This is a genomic window from Endozoicomonas acroporae (assembly GCF_002864045.1).
Lineage (GTDB): Bacteria > Pseudomonadota > Gammaproteobacteria > Pseudomonadales > Endozoicomonadaceae > Endozoicomonas > Endozoicomonas acroporae.
Map to the genome: position 1 here is coordinate 43,344 of NZ_PJPV01000050.1, position 22,685 is coordinate 66,028.

Below are 22,685 nucleotides of genomic sequence, written 5' to 3' on the forward strand. Positions count from 1 at the left end.
AAGGAGCCGGTAAGCTCCTTTGGTTTTGCAGCTCTTATAAGCTTTTAGCTATAAACAGCCTACGATGCTGCAAACTCCTTCAGCTTCTTCAATGGCCTTACCTTCACCTGAATAGAAGCGGGCTTGGCCGGCACATCCATTAATTCACCGGGTTTGAAAGGGTTTGGCACACCTTTTTTGGCTTTTTGCGCCGGTTTTTTCTTGGTCACGATTTTTAACAGACCGGGCAAGGTAAACTCACCACAACCCCGTTTTTTAATATGGCGTTCAACCAGTTCACTCAGTTCATCCATTACCGCACTGACCTGCTTTCTGCTAAGCCCGGTATTCTCGGCAATTTCTGCCAGCATCTGGGTTTTGCTGTATTTTTCCTTGATTGCGGGTGCTTTTTTCCCAGCCATAGTCGTACTCTCCTGATGAAAATTCCTTTTAAGCCTTCCCTTAGGCTTTCCCTTTTAAAGAGGGCATTGAGCGCTTGCCAATGTTTTTGCTGTTATCTGATTAAAGCGATCTGCTTTTGCCAGCTAACGGCAACCATCAGCGACTGCATTATCTGCCACAGCACCAGGCGGATTTGGTACCTCCCTTTCTCAATAAGACATTACCAGAGTTGCCTTATCACTCCATGAGTACAACGTTATCTATTAACAACCTCTAAACATTTCTACAACTTTACGAACACCATGCTTAATAGAAGACGGCAGCAGTAGATATTCAAGGTACTGGATACCACTATAATATCGGTATTTTTCCACGTCGAGCATTTTTTACCAAAAGATTCACACCCAAATAACAGAGTCAATCTACCCTTCCAACAACTCACCAGAAAGCTCACAGCGCTGTTTACAGACTCTTTCCCGCCTGTCTTAAACGTCCGTGAAGTGTCTCGTTTCATGTTAAATGTCAGGCAGGCCTGTCAATATTTGAGAAATAAACATCATAAAGGTACATTAACACTGATATGGGAAACCATGTGTTCCATCATAATAAGTTGCACAACGTGTTTGTCGGGCTCAATGTTGTCTGGTCATGATTAAAAAATGCACGACAGCTTTACACCAGATTCTGTTTTCACGGATGGCTTGTGGTTCTGAAAAGCCCACGTGCAAAAGGGCTCGATGTTTTCAACTGATACTGATAACAAATTAAGGGAACATGCCTTGAAACATTTAAAAACAATTCATCTTTTAACCGGCCTGTTGGCATTTTTTTTCGTTATTGCCATCATGACCAACCTCTACCAGCCATCAACAGCCGCTGCCAACCCAACCAACCCGGTGGTTGCACTATTACTGATGGCCGCTTCATTAAATTTAATGACAGGAGCCTACCTGAGCAGACGCAATGGCTTCCAACGGTGGCTGCAGATAGCCGGGTCCGTCCTGCTGTTGTCAGCGCTCTGTGCAGCGGTGGGTTTCGCCTATAACAACACCCTGATGATCTCTGGAGTGACTCTCGACCAGATTACGCTGTTTTCAGTCAGCACCGGCACCCTGTTTCATGTTATCGCCAACCTGCCCGGCAGTTCCGTCTCCTCGGCGGAACCCCTTGATGACTCCGGACGGGAAACCGGCTCAGTCAAATGGTTCAATATCACCAAAGGGTTTGGCTTTATTACCCGTGATATGGGTGAAGATGTCTTTGTCCATTATCGTGCCATACGCGGCGAAGGACACCGAACCCTGAGTGAAGGACAGCGGGTTGAGTTTATTGTGGTTGAAAGGGACAAAGGCCTACAGGCGGAAGATGTTATTGCCGCACCAAAAGGAAGATAGGCATTCCGGTCTTCTGGCTGGCAAGGTTGTTCCGGCCAGAAGAATCCAGAACCGTCTAATCATCAATCAATAGTGGGGAGGAGGTAACTCTTCCTGGCTTTCCAGCTGTTCAGCCACCATCTCTGCAAATTGCTTTTTCAGTTGCGCCATGGCTTCTGTTAACCTGTCAATATCTTTCTGCTGCCGGGTAACCACTTCATTCAATTGAGCAATTGTATCCTCCTGAAAACTCAACTGGGTTTGCAGCTCAAGCAGTTCATCTTGCATCGTTTGTTACTCCCACAGGCAGCCAGCCAAACCACTTCCGGTCATTAACCATCATAACAAGATCGGTTACAGGCAACCGGAAGCAGATTAATCTGCGCAGTCTACTCCTTGAGCTTCTGCCTTCCAAATTTACCTTACCTGTCAAGCCCATTGGAAAGAAGGCATATCGGTAATACCCGTTTTCAGCTTGCGCATCACCTCTGCGAGCTGTTCATCCGTATAAGGTCGGGCGGGATGCCTGCCCCACACCGGCGCTGGCCAGGCAGCATCGGCCGTGAAACGGACAACATGATGAACGTGCAGCTGTCGAACCACGTTACCCAACGCGGCCACATTTATCTTGTCTGCACTGAACAGCACCTGCAGCATTTCCGCCAGATATGAGGATTCAAAAAGCAGCTGTTGCTGGGCCGCCTCATCCAACTGATAAATCTCTTCCACCCCCTGGATACGGGGAACCAGGATAAACCAGGGATACTGGCTATCGTTCATTAGCAAAAGGCGACAAACAGGAAAATCACCAATAACCACACAGTCTCTTGCCAGCTGGGGATCCAGTTCAAAGCTACTCACGGTACAGCCCATCCAGAGAAAATAGAATAGAGAAGGTATTTTTCAGAACAACCAATCAACAACAGGGGATTTTGCAACAGCGGTTGGTATAATAACCGATTGGCCTTAAAATGGCGCATTAATTGACGTCAAATTTTGACAAACCTTTTTTTGAACAGCCTGGTAAATGAACACATGAGAACCAGTCAGTATCTGATTCCAACCCTTAAGGAGACGCCTGCCGATGCCGTGGTCATCAGCCACCAGCTGATGCTGCGTGCCGGTATGATCCGTAAACTGGCATCCGGCCTCTATACCTGGCTACCCCTGGGTCTCAGGGTCCTGCAAAAAGTAGCAAACATTGTGCGTGAAGAGATGAACCGCTCTGGCGCACTGGAAACCCTGATGCCTGCCGTACAACCGGCAGAACTGTGGCAGGAAACCGGTCGCTGGGATCAATTCGGCGCTGAACTGCTGCGCTTTCAGGATCGCCACGGTCGTGATTTTGTGATTGGCCCAACCCATGAAGAAGTCATTACTGACATTGCCCGTAACGAGTTGAACAGTTACAAGCAGCTGCCAATCAACCTGTACCAGATCCAGACCAAATTCCGTGACGAGCGTCGCCCACGTTTCGGCCTGATGCGTGGCCGCGAATTCCTGATGAAAGACGCCTATTCATTCCATGCCACTGAAGCGTGTCTGCAAGCTGAGTATCAGAATATGCACGCAACCTACTGCCGTATCTTTGACCGCCTGGGTCTTGAATACCGTGCAGTGCAGGCTGACAGTGGTGCCATTGGCGGCAGTGGTTCCCAGGAGTTCCACGTACTGGCCGAGTCCGGTGAAGATGCCATCGTATTCAGTGACCAGAGCGACTACGCAGCCAACATTGAGAAAGCAGAAGCCGTTGCTCCAGCAGGTGAACGCCCTGCCCCCGCTGAAGCGATGACACTGGTGGATACTCCGGATGCCCGGACCATCGATCAACTGGTAGAACAGTTCAACCTGCCTGTTGAAAAAACCATCAAGACCCTGATTGTTGCGGCTGCAGAAGACGCTGACAGCGAGTTCATCGCCCTGCTGATCCGTGGCGATCACGAGCTTAACGAAGTCAAGGCGGAAAACCTTGCGGATGTGGCCGCTCCCCTGCGCTTTGCCACCGAAGAAGAAGTTAAAAACATCATGGGTGCCGGCCCTGGCTCACTTGGTCCGGTTAACTGCCCAATGCCGGTGATTGTCGATCGAACCGTAGCGAAAATGGCCGACTTTGGTGCTGGTGCCAATATCGAAGGCAAACACTACTTCGGCATCAACTGGGAGCGTGACTGCACCTTCAGCCGCGTTGAAGACCTGCGCAATATTCAGGAAGGTGACCCAAGCCCCTGCGGTAAAGGGCAGCTGTTTATCAAGCGTGGTATCGAAGTGGGCCATATTTTCCAGCTGGGTACCAAATACAGCGAATCCATGAACGCCAAGGTTCTCAGCGAAAATGGCAAGAGCATTCCGCTGGCCATGGGCTGCTATGGCATCGGCGTGTCCAGAACTGCCGCCGCCGCCATTGAGCAGAACTACGATGACCGCGGCATTATCTGGCCGGAAGCCATCGCGCCTTTCCAGATCGCCCTGGTACCTCTGAAGATCGAAAAATCCGAAGTGGTCCGTGAAGCGGCCGAAAAACTCTACCAGGAACTGACCACCACAGGCTTTGAAGTGCTGATGGACGACAGAAAAGCCAGCCCCGGAGTTAAGTTTGCCGATATGGAGCTTATCGGTATTCCGCACCGCGTGGTTCTCAGTGACCGTGGCCTGGCCGATGGCATGGTGGAATACAAGCACCGGACTGCAAACAATAAAGAAGATATTCAGCTCAGTGAAATTATCGAACTGCTTAAAAAACGCACAAATCGCTAACGGTACTTTAACTGCTGACAGCCTTTTACCCGCTATAAGTAGCTTGCTGAAAACTGCCAACCCCAAAGCCCTTTTCCGGGCTTTGGGGGTTGTGGCCGTTCTTGTCATGGCTCTTGTTATGCCAGCAGCCAGTCAGGCGGAATGGCACGACCCGATTTTACAGGAAGTGCTGTCACGCTCACTGGATCAACCCAGCAGCTTCGACGATCAGTTTGACGCCGAGGTCTGGCTGGTTGATATGTCTGCCCGTCTGGCCCGGTTTATTAAAGACCCGGACCTTCGCCTCAAGGTGCTCAGGATGATTCACTTCGAAGCATCCAAGGTAGATTTACAACCGGAGCTGGTGCTGGCACTGATTCAGACAGAGTCTGCCTTTGACCAGTATGCGGTGTCTTCGGCTGGTGCCCTGGGTTTAATGCAGATTATGCCGTTCTGGAAGAATGTTATTGGCCGGGATAAGGACAACCTCATCACCATCCAGACCAACCTGCGCTATGGCTGCACCATTCTCAGTTATTACCTTGAGAAAGAAAATGGCAATCTGACCAGGGCTCTGGCCCGGTATAATGGCAGCCTGGGCAAAACCTGGTATCCGGAGCGCGTACTGACCAACTGGGAACGTCACTGGGTTGTAAATTAACCCGTGGTAAACGAGTCAAACGCCTGCAGCGACTCTTCGGTAATGGAAATATTAACCACCCTGGCCAGAGGTGGTCCTTTATGAAGCCACTCTTCCAGCTTGGCAACGGCTGCTTCTGAGCCACACATTAACACTTCAACCCGTCCATCCGGCAGATTTCTTGCCCAGCCACCGATGCCCAGGCGACGGGCTCGCTCCTGGGTTGAGCCTCGAAACCAGACACCCTGCACCCTGCCTTCAACAAAGGCTCTTTTGCATACATCAGCCATTGGACGAGGTTTCCTGTAATTGGTGTTTACTTAACTTGTGAATCTGCTCTTCAAGGCTTTTCCTGGTCTGTGGTCCAAACAGTTTGCTCACCACTTTACCTTCCGGCGAAATAATATATGTAGCGGGCAACACTTGGGGAGGAGGCTCGTTCAACACTGTAAGTGGCGACTCCCGAAGCACCGGAAAACGAATATCCAGGGCTTTTGCCTTATCGATTAACGCCTCCCCCTGACTGTTGTCAAAATCAACACCCAGCACCCTGACCAGACCGTCATTGGCCAGCTCATTCAGCTCCGGAATCTCTTCCCGGCAAGGGTCACACCACTCTGCCCAGAAATTCAACGCGAGCCATTGACCATTTTCGCTGGCAATAGCAACGGGGTTGCCGTTTAAATCCGCAAAAGTCACTGGCTTGCTACAGGCCACAAGAGCCCCCAACAGTACAACCACCAGAAAGTATTCCAATGTTCTTGTTATCCTCACGAATACCTCCGAAAAAACATTCATAGGGAAGGACGCACTATGTCATACAATTCCCATTTAACCCGCTCTACCTGCTGCCCATAGCAAGAGCCAGGACAACGCCCTGCCGCCGGGCTCCATAAATCCGGCTTACCAGACAGACGCAATTCAGTATTAGCCACAGACAGCACCTGATCAAGTTGACCAAAAGCTGCCAATACCAGCTATTTAGACAGTAACTGATCCAGCGAACAGTCCAGTGCTTCCAGTCGGGCACTGTTTACTGTCTGCAACCTCTGAATCAGGTCAGATAACCAGTTCGGATCATCAGCGATAAGAATATTCCGGAGCTGCTCATCCTGAGGCATCGGCCAGGGCAACTGCTCACAGAAAGCAAACAGACTGATGTGTCTGAGATCCCTGGCAAGAAGCCATTCGCCGTCATCACTCTTGCTGACCAACCCCATTGCCATCAGCCGGGCAGTATGACTCTCCCAATCATCAAGAGAAACCGGAAGATCACGTTTGCGCAGGTCGCTGTAATGCAACCCCCGTCCCTGCTCAAACTTTTCCTGCAACTGCTTAAGGATTAATAAAATCGAGATTAACGGGTGTGGCCGCTCACCACCGCCCTGTTTGCCATAAAGATCCAGGGATCGAACCAGAACCGCACCAAACAGCACCATCAGCCAGCTCAGATACACCCAGAGCAGAAACAGGGGCACAGCGGCAAAAGCACCGTAAATCAGCTGATAGGTAGGCGACAGAGTAATAAATAAGGTAAAGCCAGCCTTGGCCAGTTCAACCAGAATGGCAACAAAAACCGCACCGGCCAGCGCATGACGAACCGGCACCTTTCTGTTGGGCACCGCCGTATACAGCAGGGTAAGAACCAATGTACTGAGAACAACCGGCATAAGGCGTAAAAGCCACTGCTCTGCACCCAGTATGGCCGTGGTGTGAGAAACCAGTTTGAAGGATGCCAGATAAGACGTCGTAAGAAACCCGGCACTCAATAGCACAGGCCCCAGGCTGAGAATGGCCCAGTACAGCAGGAAACCGGTCATGCCACGGCGCACATGCGCCACCTGCCAGATAGTATTCAATGCCTTATCAATGGTTCTCAGCATCAGAAAGGAGGTGACCAGCAGGAAAGCGATACCAATACTGGTTAATTTTCTTGCCTGTTGGGAAAAATCGTTCAGATAAGATTGAACCATCTCCCCCGTCGAAGGCACAAAACTGGTAAAGATAAAGTTCTGAATGGTGTCTCCAACATCCTGAAGACTGGGCACCGCGGACAGGATACTGTAGGTGACCGTCATCAGTGGCACCACGGCGAACAGCGTCGTATAGGTCAGTGCCGCGGCATTTTCAATGCAGCGGTTATCTAGAAAGCGTTTAATAACCGCCGTGAAAAAACTCTGGAAGGATGACCAGAATTGCAGTACCGGTGCCATAATGAACTCCCTGTCAAACAAGAGATAAGTGTACCGAATTCAGAGGCTGAAAGAGACAGGTTTACTTCCTGACTATACATCCGACATCTATTACAAATGATTTGCAGAGCATCCACAGAGATTGGTAGGCTTTGCGGAAAATATCTATAGTCCTCCAGGCAAGGTCGTCATGAGCATTACTATCTTTCACAATCCACGCTGTTCAAAATCCCGTCAAACCCTGAGTATTCTGGAAGAGCAGGGAATCAGTCCTGAGGTGGTACTGTACCTGGAAAGCCCGCCGGATGCGGATCAGCTGAGAGCCATTCTGGGCAAACTGGGCATCAATGCCAGGGACCTGCTTCGTAAAGGTGAACAGGAATTCAAGGATAATAACCTCAAAGATCCATCCCTGACGGAAGAGCAACTGATCAACGTTATGTGCGAGTTTCCCAGATTGATTGAGCGCCCCATTGTGGTCAACGGCGAAAAAGCCAGAATTGGCCGCCCCCCTGAGTCCGTGCTTGAGATTCTCTGACAATGCAGCAAAAAGCCAACCAAATCTATCAAGTCTGCCTTGCACTCTATGCTGGCCTGATTCTCTCTCTACTGGCAGAAACCTGGTGGTTGAATCCGCCACAGGGTTCGATCCTTGGTATCTCCGCCCTGCAGATACTGCCACTGCTGTTGCCACTTCCCGGCCTTCTGAAGCGTGGCCTGAGAGCAGCTTCCTGGCTCTGTTTTATCCTTTGCTTTTATTTTATCAGTGGCGTTCTTGATGCCTGGTTCAGGCCGGAACAACCCCAGGGCTGGCTGATCACCGGATTCAGCGTACTGTTATTTATTACTTCCATGATGTTTGTGCGCTGGCAGGCTCAGGCGAACAGGTTAGGAGGCTGACCGAGAATAGCGCCCGTAGCGAGGATGGCAGAAAATTGAGGATAAAAAGTCGGAAATTTTTAGTGAATAGTGGTTCTATTTGCTAAAAATTTCCGACTTTTTAGACCAATTTGCTGCCACCGCAGTAGGGCAGTCTATTCTCGGTCAGCCTCCTAGTGGAGAGTTAGTACCGACACAGGCTCACCCCCTTTTCGGTCCGGGCCTGATGATAACTGCAACTCAATATGCCCGGACGCCGTGCCAGTTTCACTTTTCAGGTAGTCGTATCTGGCCTTTTGCAAGCTCTCCAGTTGATCAGGCGTCTTTGGCCAGTTTTTCAACAACCAGCTTTCGGCTTCCTGAACCCTCTGCCCGGGTGATTGCTCAGCCACTTCAGGAATTTTCTGGTGACGTCGGGTAGCCAGATACATTTGCTCCACAAGCGATGCCCGCACCCCGGGTGGAATAGTGATCACCTCAGCAGGCTCTACTGAACTGGTCGCTGCGTACAGTTCCAGCAATGTCTTTTCCAGTTCATAACGTGAGAACTCTGGCCAATCTCTGGATTCAGAAACACCCACATTAATCAACACATTCAACTCTGGTCTCTCGATAAGCGCTTTCTTAAGGTTTACCAGGTTCTTTTGTGATCGCTTTGTTAATGTCGCTTTACCCGCTTCATGGTAAAGCACAGGTTCAAGTGCACGACCTGTGGTATTGGAAAGGTAGTCGAGCGGAGCTTGGACAATGGTCATAACATGCTGCTCAACCGCCCGATAGATACGTTCTGTTAATCTCGGTTTACCGGGCTCAAGAGAAAACGGGATAGCCGCTCTACCTGACGAATCCGTTATCAGGGCTTTTAATAAATGGATGGATGCAACCGGCAGGCTGTTTGCGATCTTTTTTGCCTGCCAGTCAGAAATATCAAGCTGACCCGTATGATTTTGACTGTTATAACTCAAGTCAAATTGGCTACCCTGCATATCATAACCGGCAACAGCCGAATACTTTTTTAAAGGACCTGCAAGTCGAGCATCGTTGAGCTGAAACGCAAAATCATTATCAGAGCCGGATAATTGACCACTCAGCTGCAAATCCCCGATATTGGCCAGTGCAGCACTGAACTGATAAGTCCGGGAATCTTTTTCTTTCCCCGAAAAACCATCGGCAACCAGCCTTCCATTTACGTTTTCAAATACCCAGGGTGAATGGCCGTTTGCCAGTTCAAGACGACTGTCGTTAATAGCAAGCGAAGTAATGCCAGTAGGTAAGGCTGGCATTAACTGAACCGGACATTCTCCTGCCAGTGCTTCTGGCACTCTCAGATCAAGACCTGAAATAGCCAGTTCTGCCCTAGATTGTGCAGGATCATTACCATGAAATTGCAGGTTATTCAGATGCCACTGCTGCCATTGGGCAGATAGTCCCGACCACAAGAGCTGCCCACTGCGCCCTTCTGCATTGCCCTTCAGGATCAGGCCGCCCGGCTTATCCCAGGACAGTGATAATGTGGCACTCACTGTCCCTGAAAAACGGTCATTGGCAGACAGTTCATTATTCAGCATGGCCAATGCATAAAGAGGCACTGCGTTAACCAGCGCGGACAAAGGCAGTTCGACCAGCCTCACTTCACCATCCAGCAAGCCTTTACTGACCTCATAAACGCCTGAGAAGCTCCAGCTCTCACCATCACGACTGTCTGAATAAATCCTGATTCTGCCTTCCTCTTCATTCGCCAGCGTCAGCTGGTCAAAAGAGAGTGGTTGGTCTATTCCAGTAATGAAAAGGCGGCCACGGTTGATGGACAGCCTTTGAAAGAGCGTCGGCAGAGTGAAAGCAATCAACTCCGGATCAATAGCGATGCTGACATCATCCAGTTCAATCCCACTTAACGATTCAACATCCTCACCAAACCACGCCCCCCACCAATGGCGATAGTTCAACACGACACTGACCTTCTGAGCAGTAAACTGAATCCCTTGCTCTTCCACCCGAATATCACTGCCGGTCAATCGGCGCTGCCATGGATCAAAAGTAATGTCTTTATCAGGCAGGCGTTGCCCGGTCTGTTGGTGAAGGCTGTTCAAAACCCGATCAGAAACCCGGGCAAACCACCACCACCCAGAAATAGAAAGCCCCCCCAGAAAAAGCAGCCCCAAAAGCCCCACAAACTGAAAACCACCAACCTTTCTCAACCACATAGGCCAGCTCCAAACCTGATGACCACTCCTTAACCCTAAAAATTCCGCAAAAACCAAACCCCAAGGTTTTCACCAATCCAGATGCGGAATTTTATGGTCACCACCTCATGACTTCCTTAACAAAGGGAATGGTGAGCTTGCGCTTGGCGCGCAGAGAGGCACTGTCCAGTTTATGCAACAAGGTAAACAGGTTGCCCATATCCCGGGAACCACGATGAATAATAAAGCGGGCAACATCATCACTCAGGTCAAAGCCACGGTAATGGGCCCGAAGTTTGAGTGCTGCGACTTTGTCCCGATCATCCAGTGGATGCACCTGAAATACCATGCCCCAGCCAAGGCGGGAAACCAGATCCTGAAGTTGAATCCCCAGAGCCCTGGGAGGATTGTCCGCCGCCACCAGAAACCGGGTTCTGGAGTCCCGGAGGCGGTTAAACAGATCAAACAGCGCTTCTTCCCACTCATCGATACCGGCAACCTCACCAATATCGTCAAGGCACACCAGTTGCAGCCGCTCAATACCTTCCAGAAGCTTTGGCGAGTAGTGAACCAGCTCTTTCATGGGCAGATAAATGCTTCGCCCGCTGCGCCGGTCCACCTGATGACAGGCCGCCTGAAGCAGATGACTGCAGCCGACCCCTTTGGGGCCGTAGAGGAAAATAAACTGCTCGGATTCGATGCCGGGAACCGATCTATCCATATCCAGAAGATTGACCAGCGTCTCATTTCGCCCACTGTAGAAGTTGGCGAACGTGGCATCGTCTCTTAACTGGACACTGAGCGGTAGCTGCACAGGCAAACTCATAATGGACATCAAATCCGTAAAGGTAGTGTGATACTGACAACAGAAACTGCAACATTACAAAAGACAGTAACACAATAAAACCGTTCAATTATCAACCGGTATTGACTGATATCAATAGACCGGTCAATAAATCGTCTTCAGCCCTGTTTTGTAACCGCTACGACACTACATGGGCTGTTTGTTAACAAAAAAAGAGTATGACAAAAACAGGACAACAAAAGTGTATCAGTCTTTCTCTTCAGCTGCTCCGGCATGGCAAAGATTGCTGGCCTTGTCGTTTCTATGCAGGTGGTGCAAGAGTACCATAATTATCGCGGCCTTGGGCAGGGCTATAAGCAAGCAGTAACTTCAAAGGCGATGATTATATACGCTACCCCCAGAATTCTTCATGAAACCAATCCACCGAATCAACCGGAGGTAGACTGCCCCATGTCAGGAACCCATCTTCACGATCGTCAGTTTCATATTCAGATCTGTAAAAAGCCCGGAGTTCTTCCTCGTTATCCACAAGGATGGGTAATTGAATCTGAGCACAATAGTTTTTCAAATTTGCCGACAGGGGAAGCTGATCAAAACCTCTATCTAACACCTGTCGTTGAATGACTCGACGACACTGGCTTTTCAGAGAAAAAAAAGTTTCTGGTAGTTCAGGCGATAAAAGATCCCCATACCTTTCTTTTAATAATGTTAATACCGTCTTGTAGTGAGAAACATCAACGCCTCGCAATGAGCAATACTTATCGATATCCTTGAACAATAAAAAGTTCTTCGGCATTTTGTCGTACAAATACCTGAGTACGGACTCATTCCCATACACAGCTGCAAACAAAAAAACCAGCCCTTCGTTTTGACAGGTCGCTTTTTCCCAGCCTTCACCCAGCAAAATTTGAAGATACTGCAAGCCCCCCTTCTTGATGGCTATGATCAGCGGAAACCAGGCGTTCATATCGCATTGATCAACAGGAGCCCCATGTTCAATCAGCAACACCAATAGATCGGGTCTCTCAGCACCATCATCATTAACCAGTATATTGAGGGCCGATAAACCGAACAGATTAACCAATGTCACATCTGCCTGATAATCAAGCAACAATCTGACAACATCCTCACTTTTTGTCTTGCAGGCTTTCATCAGGCTTGTCCAGCCATTCACATCCCGGGCATTAACGTCTGCCCCTGAACGCAATAGCAGATCTACAGCATCGGCATTACCCTCTTGTGCCGCCACATGCAAAGCATTCGAACCCAAAACCCTGTTAATCTCAACCGTCTCAACCTTGAGTATAATCCTGGCAAGCTCCAGGAAATTTCTTTCAATCGCCAGCATTAAAGGAGTACACCTACGACGCGAAGTTTTACTGATTACCTCCATATTAAAATCAAGAAGAGGCTCGTGGATTAAGGATTGGACCACTTCACTATCATTATTTTCGATAGCGGTGAGTAAACATTCGGCAGCATGACCTCCATCACTCTTTAACTCAGATTCCCTGCCCCACTGCTTTGCCTCCCCCTGCGACAAAAACACTGGCATCATCTTTTTGCTACACCAGGAAGCTTCATTATTTTCACAGGGGCAAGCGGTCAAATCGGGTAAGGAAACCGACCTTCTGACCGGTTCACCAATCTCTGAAAAACGATTGCTCAAGCCAGGGCAGGCCGGGGTATTTTCCAGAGACCAAAGTGACCGGTTAAAACACGATAATGGTTTAGTATTTCTGGCTACAGGAGCTACAACCTGTGCATCCCGGGTATTGCCTTGATACCGCAAATAACTCCAGCCGGTTGTGCAAGAACTATCACTACTAATCACATGGACCACCGCATAGCGTAACTCTGACGGCAAACAGCCAGGAGCCTGTCAGTAGGACCAACTGTAGCGCATAGTTGCCGAAGAGTCATAACCCGGTGCAACCGGCCGGAGGTTTCGACCCAGGGCCAGGGCATCGGCCAACTGGCTTTCAGAGCCATCAATAACCAGCTCCAACTCAATCGTTGAACCTGCCACCCGATGAACAGACACATCACGAATGGCGGTTATCCGCTCAAGGTATTTATTCAGGGCGGCATAATCGTCCAGACTGGCAACATTCTCAACCACCAGCAGAGTCTTGCCACTGGCATCGGAGGCATCAATGGCATAGTGCCGGGACAAGGTTGTGCCTACCAGATCAGCGGCCAGCTGTGTCAACGCAACAGCATCCAGGCCATTAACCGCCACAGACTGACTCATTCCCCGGAATATCAGCGTCAACCGACCATTGTAGCGTTCGTTTTGCGCCAGCGCGTCTGGTGACAGAGCACGGGACAAACGCCCGGTCAGAATCGATTCAGAACCATAACGCCGGGAAGCGTCCTGCAATTTGTGGGTAAAGCCGCCCCATACATCAACGGTTGAAATCGCCCCGGCATCTTCAAAGTCCATCAACGGAAAGAGCACCGGCAAGCCCCGCCCCTGAAAGCTCTCGGCAAACACTGCTGGAAGAGTCCCTGAAGCATTGACGATTGAGCGCTGCCCACCGCTCTCCATCGCCAGCCATACCAGTGTCGATGGTCTGCTCTGCCCCCAGATGGCCACACCGGCACTGCGCAGCAGGCGGTTAATTGCCTGGTCATCAAATACCGCCTGCAAATACTGCTGACGGTTGAGGGAGGGCTCCTGATCAGCAGCAGAGCTGCGAAAACCAAACTTGCGAATATAGGCTTCCGGCTTGGCCAGTGCACTTTTTACCACACTGTTGGCCAGCACCTCACGCTGTCCGGCCACTTTTACCAGCACCTCTGCCAGAGCCTGGGACATGGCATCAGCCCGCTCCTGGTAACCTTGTCCGGACACTGGCACTTCCTGACTGTATAACCCTTGGACCAAGGCCGCATGGGTATTTTCAGGCAATATGGACAATACCAGAAGACCCACCACCAGAACGGCCGCCTTAACGGCTGAACGGGCTTCAGGAGCAGACAAGAAGGTCAGCGGACTGATCAGGTTTTGCAGGAGAGCGTTGCATCGCTTAGCCACAGGCATCAATAAAATCCTGTACATAAAAATCAAATGAACATCATTCTGCCATAAATCCGGCAAAAAATACTGCATTTGCCAACGTCTGGACAACTGCGGGCATTGAAAATGCACTATGGTAATCACTTCTAACCCTGAAATCAGATCCAAACTCCCAAAAATTACCACCAGACATCAGCGACAATGCGGTAACAGCATTGCGATAAATACCACAGCCTCCTAGAATAGCCGCCTTCATCCACCCAAACCGTGTTGGACTGAACACCGCCCCCGGTCAGTGAACAGTCCGGATTAAAACACTGTCGGCACCGCCGGTGGTAACAAGCTCTGGCAACAAGCGGATTGATATCAATGAACAAATCGGATTCCAGAACCTCCCTGAGTTACAAGGATGCAGGTGTCGATATCGACGCTGGCAACGCTCTGGTTGAGCGCATTAAACAGGTGGCAAAGGCCACCTCCCGCCCTGAGGTAATGGGTGGCCTGGGCGGTTTTGGAGCACTGTGCCAACTGCCAGCCGGGTATCAAGAGCCGGTTCTGGTTTCCGGCACCGATGGCGTGGGTACCAAACTGAAGCTGGCCATGGACCTGGGGATGCATGACCATATCGGCATCGATCTGGTGGCCATGTGCGTCAACGACCTGCTGGTTTGTGGTGCCGAACCGCTGTTCTTTCTGGACTATTACGCCACCGGCCAATTAAATGTCGATGTGGCTGAACGCGTGGTCACCGGGATTGGCAAAGGCTGTGAACAGTCTGGCTGCGCCCTGATCGGGGGTGAAACAGCAGAGATGCCCGGGATGTACCAGGGTGACGATTACGATCTGGCAGGTTTCTGTGTCGGCGTGGTTGAAAAGTCTGAAATCATTGATGGCAGCAACGTCTCCCCCAGTGACGTGTTAATCGGTTTGAAATCCAGCGGACCACACTCCAACGGTTACTCACTGATCCGCAAAGTTCTGGAAGTAGCCGGTTCAGACCTCAGCGCCCCGCTGGCAGGCAAGCCTCTGGCAGAACACCTGATGGCACCAACCCGCATTTACGTCAAATCACTGCTGCAACTGCAAAAGGAACTGCCTATCCACGCCATGGCCCACATCACCGGGGGCGGCTTGCCAGAGAATCTGCCAAGGGTTATTCCCAAGGGCTGTCGTGCGGTGATCAACACACAGAGTTGGGAAATCCCGGCCATCTTCCGTTTCCTGCAGGAAAAAGGCAATATTGAGACCTTTGAACTGTACCGTACCTTCAACTGTGGTATTGGTATGGTGCTCTGCATCCCACAAAGCCATCGGGAGCAGGCAATCCGGCGTCTGGAAGCGCTGGGAGAGGAAAGCGTCATTATCGGCCATATTGAATCCGCAGACAGCGATGGCGATCCTGTGGTGTTTCAATAACCGTCCTGACCAATATCTGGCCCGGGTGCCATGTCACTCTGGCCAACCGGATTCCAATCACAAAACCATTGAAAGCATTCAGGAAACAGCAGTGAGCGAGAAAAAGCGAGTTGTCGTTCTGTTATCAGGCAACGGCAGTAACCTTCAGGCACTTCTGGATCAAGAACATCACTACAGTTATCAAATTGTCGGGGTCGTCAGCAACGTACCAGAGGCTTACGGGCTGGAAAGGGCCAGACAGCACAAAGTGGCAGCCCTTGGCCTGGACTACAAAATCTTTTCCTCCCGGGGTGCCTTTGACCAGAGACTGGTGGAAGAGGTTAACCGCTTTGAGCCGAACCTTGTGGTACTGGCCGGTTATATGAAAATTCTAAGCCCGGAGTTTGTGGAAAAATTCGCTGGCAGATTGATCAATGTTCACCCATCCCTGCTCCCGGAATACAAAGGCCTTGGCACCTATCGTCGGGTACTTGCGGATAAAAAAACCCGCCACGGCTGTACTGTTCACTTTGTCACACCAGAACTGGACAGCGGTGCCCATATCATTCAGGCTTCAATGAGTGTCGGGCCCGGCGATAATGAAGAGGGTCTGAAACAACGTGTTCAGGCCATGGAGCACCAGATTTACCCCCTGGCCGTACATCTGATCACCTCCGGCAGGCTGCAACTGAAGGGTGACAACGTGCTACTGGATGATCACCCTATTGACCCACTGGGCTACCAACTGCAGGAAAACGCCCTGGAACTGGCATGATCAATTCGATTCATACGCTTTTTCATCGCCACACAGTGAGCATGAAAGAATCCATAACAACCCATCCCGGCAACTATGGCCCGGGCACTCTGAGAGCGGCACTTGCCCTGACCCTGGTGCTGGCGGGCAATACAGGCTTTGCTGCCTCCCAGACGAAAAAACCGGATAGCGCTTTCACGCTCAAGCCATACTCCGCAACCTATAAAGCATCCATTAAGGGGATGCCCTTTGGTGGCTCCGGCGAAAGATCCCTGAGACAAAATGCTGATGGCACCTGGACCCTTGAGTTCAGTGCCGATGCGGCATTTTTCGGGATGAAAGAGACCAGCCATTTTGCCAGTCAAGGTGTGCAACTGATCACCAGCCAATACGTGCAACAAAGAACGGGGCTGGGCAACAAACCAACGGAATATGCCACCTTTGACTGGTCCAACAATAAGGTCAACTGGCAACAGGGGGACCGGCAGTGGTCGATGGACCTGAAACCGGAAACCCTGGACAACCTGAGTTACCAGCTGAAACTGCGTATGGATCTGGCGGCTGCCCATGGCCAACCGCTAAGCTATGACGTTGCCGATGACGATGAAGTCTATCAACGCCAATTCACCATCGAAGGTGAAGAGATATTAAAAACGGAACTTGGCAACCTGAAAACCGTCAGAGTCAAAATACAAAGAGACAGTGATGAACGGGCCACCTGGATCTGGTTTGCCAAAAACCATGACTACTTTCTGGTAAAGCTGCTGCAGGAAGAAAAAGGCACGGCCTATACCATTGAGATCAAAGAGGCTGCCATTGACGGCAAGCCACTGAAAAAGAAACCAACCACCAAACTGTCAGAACGCCCCAAACATCCCTGATCACTACTTTTCTTATATCTGCAACCTGAAGGAGCCTGAAATGCGATTTCTTCACACCATGCTGCGTGTTGGCAACCTGGATCGATCCATCGAGTTTTATACGGAAATTCTCGGCATGAAACTGCTGAGAAAACACGACAACGAACAGTACCAGTACACCCTCGCTTTTGTTGGCTATGCCGATGAGTCTGAGCAGGCAGTGATTGAACTCACCTACAACTGGGGCACTGATCAGTACGACCTGGGCAACGCCTTTGGTCATGTTGCCCTGGGCGCTGATGATATTTATGCCACCTGTGATGCCATCCGTAAGGCCGGCGGCAAAATTACCCGGGAACCGGGCCCTGTGCTTGGGGGGACCACTGAAATAGCTATTTGCGATTCACATGTACCCGCACGTCAAGCCCTTTAAATTCAAAGGGTTACGGAATCTAAAATATTTCTCATCCCTCCTCTTATGATCGCTTGTGAGATACACGTCATCAATTAAGCCTCATTAACCCTGCAATGCAGGTCATACATAGAAAAATAAATGCAAGCAATACTGCAATCTATTTTGTATATACAATTTTACATCTATTTGTAATCGCATATTAAATTGCATTTTCACTTGCAATAAAACTTGCAATATACTATATATTAAGATATGCAAAATTAATTGCAATAATAACTAAAAGGAACATACAAAAATGATTATAATTTTCGGCGCAAAAAAAGGGGGAGTGGGCAAATCCACCGCATCCATTAATTTTTCAATAGCGGCCAGTATAAAAGGGATAGATGCGGTAATTTTGGATGGCGACGGGCAGTGTACCGCTGCGAGATTCGTTCAAGATCGCTTAGAAAACGAAAGTCTCCCAAAAGTTCACATTTCGCAGGGCAGAGGCAATATCGCAAAACAAATTCAAGATTTGAACAATCGCTATGAAATGGTTGTTGTCGATTTGGCAGGGTATGACTGCCAAGAATTGAGAAGCAGCCTGATAGCTCATCCAGATTCGATCTTAATCACTGTTACTCAGGCCAGCCAACCGGATCTCGACACGCTGGAGGATATGGCTGAGATTGTTGAAAACTCAAGAGTCATCAATCCAGAACTAATGTCTCTCATTCTTCTTAACCGCTGCCCAACCAATTTTTCCAATGAAGGCAATGAGGCTGCTGAATTTATAAAGGATTACCCTGAATTTCGCTTACTAAAAAACCGAATGTGTGAGCGAAAAATTTACCGAGATGTATTTCAAGATGGCCTTGGTGTGGTCGAGGTTGAGGGAGAAAAAGCTGAAAAGGCTAAGCAAGAAATTGAAGCAATTTTTGATGAAATTTTGGATATAGCTCAAGAAAAAATGGGAGATAAAAAATGAAGTCCAGAAGAAATAAAGCTATAGATTTAGAGAGTAAGGAGGCTAAAAACTTTATAGATTCCGCAAATGCAACTCAAAGTGTGGTTATTACAAGCAGCAAAACTGCAAGCAAAAATGCAAATACAAAAAAGAATACAGAAAAAGATGCAATAAAATCTGAAAAAACTGATAATTATCGTAATACTGATGCATCAGGGGATTCAGATAAAATGGCTGAAGCAAAAGAAAAGCAAGCACTACTTGAAGAATATGAAGCGATATTCGATCACAGCCCTAAGGGTAAAGTTTCAAAGTCAAAGCCATATAGTCTACGCATGAATGCTTACCAAAATGCACTGATCGACTTCATATGCAAGGTAGAAGACATTTCAAAGATAGATTTGATAAATGAATGCTTATTTAATAAGGACAATCTGCCCGAAATGCTTAAAAAAGCAAAAGCAAAGGTCGATAAAATGTAGTAACAATAAGTTTTATAAACCAGTAATTCATTCTCTCCATTTTGAATTACTGGTTTTTTTTGAGAGGCTTTACGAAGGTAAGCTTGATATTAATATCAATGATATTTGCTTTGTCAGCAAGTGCTGAAAGTGCTCTTAATGAGGCTTCTCCAGAAATTCGTGAGCTTATATTTTTATCGCAAAAGCCATGTAATGAAGTAAATTCATTGCCTGAATCAAGGTTAAAGATAATTATTGCTGGCTTAATAAATCACCGAGAAAAGATAAAACCGATGAATGAAGAGCAACTTGACCAATTTATAAATAATGTTAGAAAGCTTTGTTCTGCTTTCCCGAATCAAAGTTTTTACGATTTGGTTAATTATTCAAAATAAAATTAATTGGTTTATCATTGAATTCTTTGTTGAATTAAATAATTAAATATGTTTATAATAATTCTGTAGTTCCTTTTTTTGGTTTGTTTTTCATTTTGTTGTCCTTGATCATTCGTGATCTCCTTATACCCCCAGACTGTAGTCGGGGGTTTTCTTTTTTATCTTTTTAATTAATTCAAAAAGATCATTCATTATTTTTTCTTCTTATGTTAATTAGATATTTAATTGCATCACCAACACCTTTTAAATTTTTTTGTTTTTGAATGTTTTGAAGTTCTTTAAAAGTTATTGATTCCATAACAATATTTTTTCTAACAAGATCTTCTTTTTTCATTTTCTTTTCAAAGCGTTTCCAGCCATCTTTTAGCTGTCGCTTATGCTTTTCTGGATCTTTTCTCATGGGAAGCTCCTTCTTTCAAATCGATCATCCAAAACATTTAGATCAACATTTGGATAATCATGATCTGAAAATTTAATATGAAGCCTTGAATCAATGGAAGTTTTACCAGCAAAAGCGTTATAGTTAATTATTTTTTCGGCAGTTATTTCTAAAGCCTTATCAATAAGCTTTTTGCCTAATTTCTTAAAACTAGCATTACCATAGTCAGCATCAATAACAGAATAGAGACCGCCAATAATGATTTTATTTTCATTAAAACAAAAAATGGAAGTCAATCTTATTCCATTGAGCTTATTTTTAGATCTTACTTTGAAAGTAAAGGCAATTTGTTTATTAACGATTTTATTTCGTTCATCTATCTCAAGCTCAAAATCATTGCTATCTAATTTATTAAGAAGAGTTTCGAGCGAGTTAATATCTTTATTTGTATTCATGGTTATATATCCTTTAATTTAAGAGGGAAAACCCTCTTAATATCTTTTAGCGTTATCCAGTGTGCATTGAGAAACTTCGCTATTTATAGCATCAAGAATTAGCTGACAAAAATCTTCAGCAATATGATGATCAATAACAGCATCATAATCAGAAAACTCATCCTCTGGATCTTCAAGTTCACGGCTTTGGTCTAATGTTTCAGCAGCAAAATCATGGTCGATAGATAAAAGATAATCTTTCTTTAGATATAGCTTGCCGAGAATTCTTTCAGACAAATCTAAAATAAATGATAAAACCACATTATCTGATCTATCTTTAACAACAACTTCTTCAAAAACATAACCGTCTTCACGATGATCATTTTGAACCGTCACAAAGATTTCGTATTTTTCTTTTTCAATGGAAAAACTACCAAAGTTATGAACAGTATCAGCATAAAACTCCTGCCAAAACTCACTTAAAAAACTTTGAACAGCCTTTGAGTTATTAAGAATATGTTCAGCAATCGAAATAGCAGAAAATTCAGAATCCAAGCTATAATCACGAAAATATCTATTCAAAAGTTTTTCATCAGAGTGTTTCATTTCAGAAGATAGAATTAGATATTCAGAAGTGGAATCATCCTGTTTTAATTCTGTTTGAAAAACAACGATTACATTTCCTTCTTTATCTTCTAACCAAGACTTTAAATTATTATTAAATTCATTGTTGTCTTTTTGAATCTCCATGCATGCAAAGAAATTATTGTTTTGTGATGCTTTGACTATTTTTTTCATTGTAATTTTATCCTTTTGGTTTTTAGAAAGTCCTTATTGCCTTCCTTATTGAAAATTATAATATAAAGAAATGTTTTGGACAATACACGCCACCTAACAGAAATCAATTCCTTCATCTATAATCTTCGAATTTATAATGAATCAAATTGTAAAGATTCGACGACAAGTTTAAAATAATCATCCATTATTTGATAACCAATAAGGGATTGCGGGGAGGAAATGTAAAGATTTAAAATTAAATTGGTAATCCATGAAAATAAATGAAAATAGGCCAAAAATAGGGCTTTTTTGAGCAAGAATCATCACCATATCAACAATAACATTGTCGTTTAAGATAGTCTTATTTGAAAAAAAGGGAAAATATAAATGTTTTTATTGGGGTTTGAGCGCTGAATTACCATTGATAAAACCTTATAATCTGGTTTGAATCAACTCGAAGAAAAATTACCGAGGGTAACGTCCCTTCATATATTCTTTATTATCATTATCTAGCTTTGCATAAGCTTCTGGTGTTCGTAATGTTCTGAATTTCTCGCAACTACAAGCTCTATTGCTATCACCACTAGATTTGTCAATTTTACAAAAAGCATTACTCAACAGACCAATTCCATGATATTTACATAGGAAACAGTTTTTAATATGAATTCCTTTAAAATATACTTCTCTTACTTTTGTTTTGTAATTAAGGTCATCATCGCAACTCTTAAAGTTCGGAATCAATTCAACATATTTAGCCCCTATGACACCCTCCTTGGCATATTTGGAAAGCCACATTGCATCAAGCCTAGAACTGCCATTAGGGTAGGTTGAAAAAACCTTAACTATTTTCCTGCAATAACCTTTACAGACATCATCAGTAAAGGATTTTTTATTGAAGTTATAGGTGTCAATATTAAAGCCGTTCTCAGATATTTTACCTGACTTAATAATTTCGATATCTTTTTCTTCAGTTATTGTAATTTCAATAATTCTTTCGCCTAAGTTTATTTTTTCCTCTTCACAATGATGAGTAACGGCTATCTCAATGAAAATAACGTTGCTATTTTCAAGATCCTCACTGTCTGAAAGCAAAATATCAGGCTGAAATCCCTTATACATTCTTTCAATATAAATGTAAGGGAAATGCTTTGTTAGTTTAGATTCCATTATCTTATCTATACTGCATGGTTCACCTGATATATGGATATACTTTGTACAGATAGCTTTATATGTAGCTGAAAAGAAATATCCCTCACCTGAATCTCTTAGCTTTTCGTAAGTGTCCGCAAATGTATTTTTTGCTAGAGAATGAAGGTATGTTTCTAAAGAACAATTGTCCACTGCCTTATGTGCAAAATGCTTTGATTTGGACTTAGGGAATCTGGGAATTAACTCTTTATTACAGCCAAAACAAATATATGGTGATAATGCTTTCTTATTATTAAGCTTTAAAATATTAACTATTGAGCCATCTATTCCTTTAGCATATTGGTACGTAATCATTTTATATGCCTTCCATTTTTTGATGTGTCCAAAATAACAGCATAGAGGGGATGATAAAAAAAATGGACATAAAAAGCAAAATTATATTTGAACTCTCAGTAATGAATATGTTAATGGAATGCGGGTGATCTTGAGATATATTTTGGAAAACAAAA

27 protein-coding genes are annotated in these 22,685 nt (G+C 46.3%); 12 read left to right on the plus strand and 15 right to left on the minus strand.

Annotated elements, in window-relative coordinates; genetic code table 11:
- Nucleotides 1–59: 59 nt before the first annotated feature.
- Nucleotides 60–401: an HU family DNA-binding protein gene (locus CX664_RS08770; RefSeq protein WP_101746367.1), complete on the minus strand. Its 342-nt coding sequence runs from the start codon at nt 399–401 to the stop codon at nt 60–62.
- Between the two features lie 759 nt (nt 402–1,160).
- Here CX664_RS08770 and CX664_RS28430 point away from each other — a divergent pair.
- Nucleotides 1,161–1,775 carry a cold-shock protein gene (locus tag CX664_RS28430; RefSeq protein ID WP_276328476.1) on the plus strand — a complete coding sequence of 205 codons (615 nt, stop codon included), beginning with the start codon at nt 1,161–1,163 and terminating at the stop codon, nt 1,773–1,775.
- A 66-nt stretch (nt 1,776–1,841) separates the two neighbouring features.
- Here the strand turns inward: CX664_RS28430 and CX664_RS08780 are convergent, their stop codons facing one another.
- Together CX664_RS08780 and CX664_RS08785 are read right to left on the minus strand one after the other, a co-directional pair.
- Nucleotides 1,842–2,042 (minus strand): SlyX family protein, encoded by a 201-nt coding sequence (locus CX664_RS08780; protein WP_101746368.1) that lies wholly within the window; start codon nt 2,040–2,042, stop codon nt 1,842–1,844.
- A 141-nt stretch (nt 2,043–2,183) separates the two neighbouring features.
- Nucleotides 2,184–2,615, minus strand: coding sequence for an HIT domain-containing protein (locus tag CX664_RS08785; protein ID WP_432388394.1), 432 nt, complete (start codon nt 2,613–2,615; stop codon nt 2,184–2,186).
- A 174-nt stretch (nt 2,616–2,789) separates the two neighbouring features.
- Between CX664_RS08785 and CX664_RS08790 the strand changes: the two genes are divergently transcribed.
- Both CX664_RS08790 and CX664_RS08795 read left to right on the plus strand, forming a co-directional pair.
- The gene (locus tag CX664_RS08790; protein ID WP_101746370.1) at nt 2,790–4,508 is read left to right on the plus strand and encodes a proline--tRNA ligase; all 1,719 of its coding nucleotides are present in this window, start codon (nt 2,790–2,792) and stop codon (nt 4,506–4,508) included.
- Nucleotides 4,468–5,148, plus strand: a complete 681-nt coding sequence (locus tag CX664_RS08795; RefSeq protein ID WP_241693397.1) for a lytic transglycosylase domain-containing protein — start codon at nt 4,468–4,470, stop codon at nt 5,146–5,148. The genes CX664_RS08790 and CX664_RS08795 overlap by 41 nt, the downstream gene beginning before the upstream one ends.
- On the opposite strand, the gene CX664_RS08800 is transcribed toward CX664_RS08795, so the two are convergent.
- The 3 genes from CX664_RS08800 to CX664_RS08810 form a co-directional block, all read right to left on the minus strand.
- A complete protein-coding gene (locus tag CX664_RS08800) occupies nt 5,145–5,417 on the minus strand; it encodes an acylphosphatase (RefSeq protein ID WP_101746371.1) in 273 nt (90 codons plus the stop codon). The two genes, CX664_RS08795 and CX664_RS08800, sit on opposite strands and share 4 nt — an antisense overlap.
- On the minus strand, nt 5,410–5,901 hold the full coding sequence (locus CX664_RS08805) for a TlpA family protein disulfide reductase (protein ID WP_180966433.1): 492 nt from the start codon (nt 5,899–5,901) through the stop codon (nt 5,410–5,412). The genes CX664_RS08800 and CX664_RS08805 overlap by 8 nt, the downstream gene beginning before the upstream one ends.
- A 203-nt stretch (nt 5,902–6,104) precedes the next feature.
- Entirely contained in the window at nt 6,105–7,340 is a 1,236-nt protein-coding gene (locus CX664_RS08810; protein ID WP_101746373.1) for a YihY family inner membrane protein, read from the minus strand.
- Between the two features lie 169 nt (nt 7,341–7,509).
- Between CX664_RS08810 and arsC the strand changes: the two genes are divergently transcribed.
- Both arsC and CX664_RS08820 read left to right on the plus strand, forming a co-directional pair.
- Nucleotides 7,510–7,857: an arsenate reductase (glutaredoxin) gene (gene arsC, locus CX664_RS08815; RefSeq protein WP_101746374.1), complete on the plus strand. Its 348-nt coding sequence runs from the start codon at nt 7,510–7,512 to the stop codon at nt 7,855–7,857.
- 2 nt (nt 7,858–7,859) lie between these two features.
- The gene (locus CX664_RS08820; protein ID WP_101746375.1) at nt 7,860–8,219 is read left to right on the plus strand and encodes a DUF2069 domain-containing protein; all 360 of its coding nucleotides are present in this window, start codon (nt 7,860–7,862) and stop codon (nt 8,217–8,219) included.
- A gap of 152 nt (nt 8,220–8,371) precedes the next feature.
- On the opposite strand, the gene CX664_RS08825 is transcribed toward CX664_RS08820, so the two are convergent.
- The 5 genes from CX664_RS08825 to CX664_RS25610 form a co-directional block, all read right to left on the minus strand.
- The gene (locus tag CX664_RS08825) at nt 8,372–10,402 is read right to left on the minus strand and encodes a DUF748 domain-containing protein (RefSeq protein WP_101746376.1); all 2,031 of its coding nucleotides are present in this window, start codon (nt 10,400–10,402) and stop codon (nt 8,372–8,374) included.
- Nucleotides 10,403–10,499: 97 nt separating this feature from the next.
- Nucleotides 10,500–11,216 carry a DnaA regulatory inactivator Hda gene (gene hda / locus CX664_RS08830; RefSeq protein ID WP_101746377.1) on the minus strand — a complete coding sequence of 239 codons (717 nt, stop codon included), beginning with the start codon at nt 11,214–11,216 and terminating at the stop codon, nt 10,500–10,502.
- A 361-nt stretch (nt 11,217–11,577) separates the two neighbouring features.
- Nucleotides 11,578–12,855, minus strand: coding sequence for an ankyrin repeat domain-containing protein (locus CX664_RS08840; RefSeq protein ID WP_145999903.1), 1,278 nt, complete (start codon nt 12,853–12,855; stop codon nt 11,578–11,580).
- Between the two features lie 213 nt (nt 12,856–13,068).
- Nucleotides 13,069–14,232 (minus strand): DUF2066 domain-containing protein, encoded by a 1,164-nt coding sequence (locus CX664_RS08845; RefSeq protein ID WP_180966434.1) that lies wholly within the window; start codon nt 14,230–14,232, stop codon nt 13,069–13,071.
- 34 nt (nt 14,233–14,266) lie between these two features.
- Nucleotides 14,267–14,464: a hypothetical protein gene (locus tag CX664_RS25610; protein ID WP_145999904.1), complete on the minus strand. Its 198-nt coding sequence runs from the start codon at nt 14,462–14,464 to the stop codon at nt 14,267–14,269.
- A gap of 113 nt (nt 14,465–14,577) precedes the next feature.
- Here CX664_RS25610 and purM point away from each other — a divergent pair, with 113 nt between their 5' ends.
- From purM to CX664_RS08880, 7 genes are all read left to right on the plus strand, one after another.
- On the plus strand, nt 14,578–15,624 hold the full coding sequence (purM, locus tag CX664_RS08850; protein ID WP_101746380.1) for a phosphoribosylformylglycinamidine cyclo-ligase: 1,047 nt from the start codon (nt 14,578–14,580) through the stop codon (nt 15,622–15,624).
- Nucleotides 15,599–16,378, plus strand: a complete 780-nt coding sequence (gene purN / locus CX664_RS08855) for a phosphoribosylglycinamide formyltransferase (RefSeq protein WP_244910639.1) — start codon at nt 15,599–15,601, stop codon at nt 16,376–16,378. The genes purM and purN overlap by 26 nt, the downstream gene beginning before the upstream one ends.
- A complete protein-coding gene (locus CX664_RS08860; protein WP_101746381.1) occupies nt 16,375–17,238 on the plus strand; it encodes a DUF3108 domain-containing protein in 864 nt (287 codons plus the stop codon). The genes purN and CX664_RS08860 overlap by 4 nt, the downstream gene beginning before the upstream one ends.
- Nucleotides 17,239–17,278: 40 nt before the next feature.
- Entirely contained in the window at nt 17,279–17,650 is a 372-nt protein-coding gene (gene gloA, locus CX664_RS08865; RefSeq protein WP_101746382.1) for a lactoylglutathione lyase, read from the plus strand.
- Nucleotides 17,651–17,927: 277 nt separating this feature from the next.
- A complete protein-coding gene (locus tag CX664_RS08870; RefSeq protein WP_101746383.1) occupies nt 17,928–18,602 on the plus strand; it encodes a division plane positioning ATPase MipZ in 675 nt (224 codons plus the stop codon).
- Entirely contained in the window at nt 18,599–19,063 is a 465-nt protein-coding gene (locus tag CX664_RS08875) for a hypothetical protein (RefSeq protein WP_101746384.1), read from the plus strand. Before CX664_RS08870 ends, CX664_RS08875 begins: the two co-directional genes overlap by 4 nt.
- Before the next feature lie 110 nt (nt 19,064–19,173).
- The gene (locus tag CX664_RS08880; protein WP_180966435.1) at nt 19,174–19,437 is read left to right on the plus strand and encodes a hypothetical protein; all 264 of its coding nucleotides are present in this window, start codon (nt 19,174–19,176) and stop codon (nt 19,435–19,437) included.
- 184 nt (nt 19,438–19,621) lie between these two features.
- Here the strand turns inward: CX664_RS08880 and CX664_RS08885 are convergent, their stop codons facing one another.
- The 4 genes from CX664_RS08885 to CX664_RS08900 form a co-directional block, all read right to left on the minus strand.
- Nucleotides 19,622–19,837, minus strand: a complete 216-nt coding sequence (locus CX664_RS08885; protein WP_101746386.1) for a hypothetical protein — start codon at nt 19,835–19,837, stop codon at nt 19,622–19,624.
- On the minus strand, nt 19,834–20,271 hold the full coding sequence (locus tag CX664_RS08890) for a hypothetical protein (RefSeq protein WP_101746387.1): 438 nt from the start codon (nt 20,269–20,271) through the stop codon (nt 19,834–19,836). Before CX664_RS08890 ends, CX664_RS08885 begins: the two co-directional genes overlap by 4 nt.
- Before the next feature lie 36 nt (nt 20,272–20,307).
- Nucleotides 20,308–21,048, minus strand: coding sequence for a hypothetical protein (locus CX664_RS08895; RefSeq protein WP_101746388.1), 741 nt, complete (start codon nt 21,046–21,048; stop codon nt 20,308–20,310).
- A gap of 444 nt (nt 21,049–21,492) precedes the next feature.
- Nucleotides 21,493–22,530 carry a competence protein CoiA family protein gene (locus CX664_RS08900; RefSeq protein WP_101746389.1) on the minus strand — a complete coding sequence of 346 codons (1,038 nt, stop codon included), beginning with the start codon at nt 22,528–22,530 and terminating at the stop codon, nt 21,493–21,495.
- Nucleotides 22,531–22,685 lie beyond the last annotated feature (155 nt).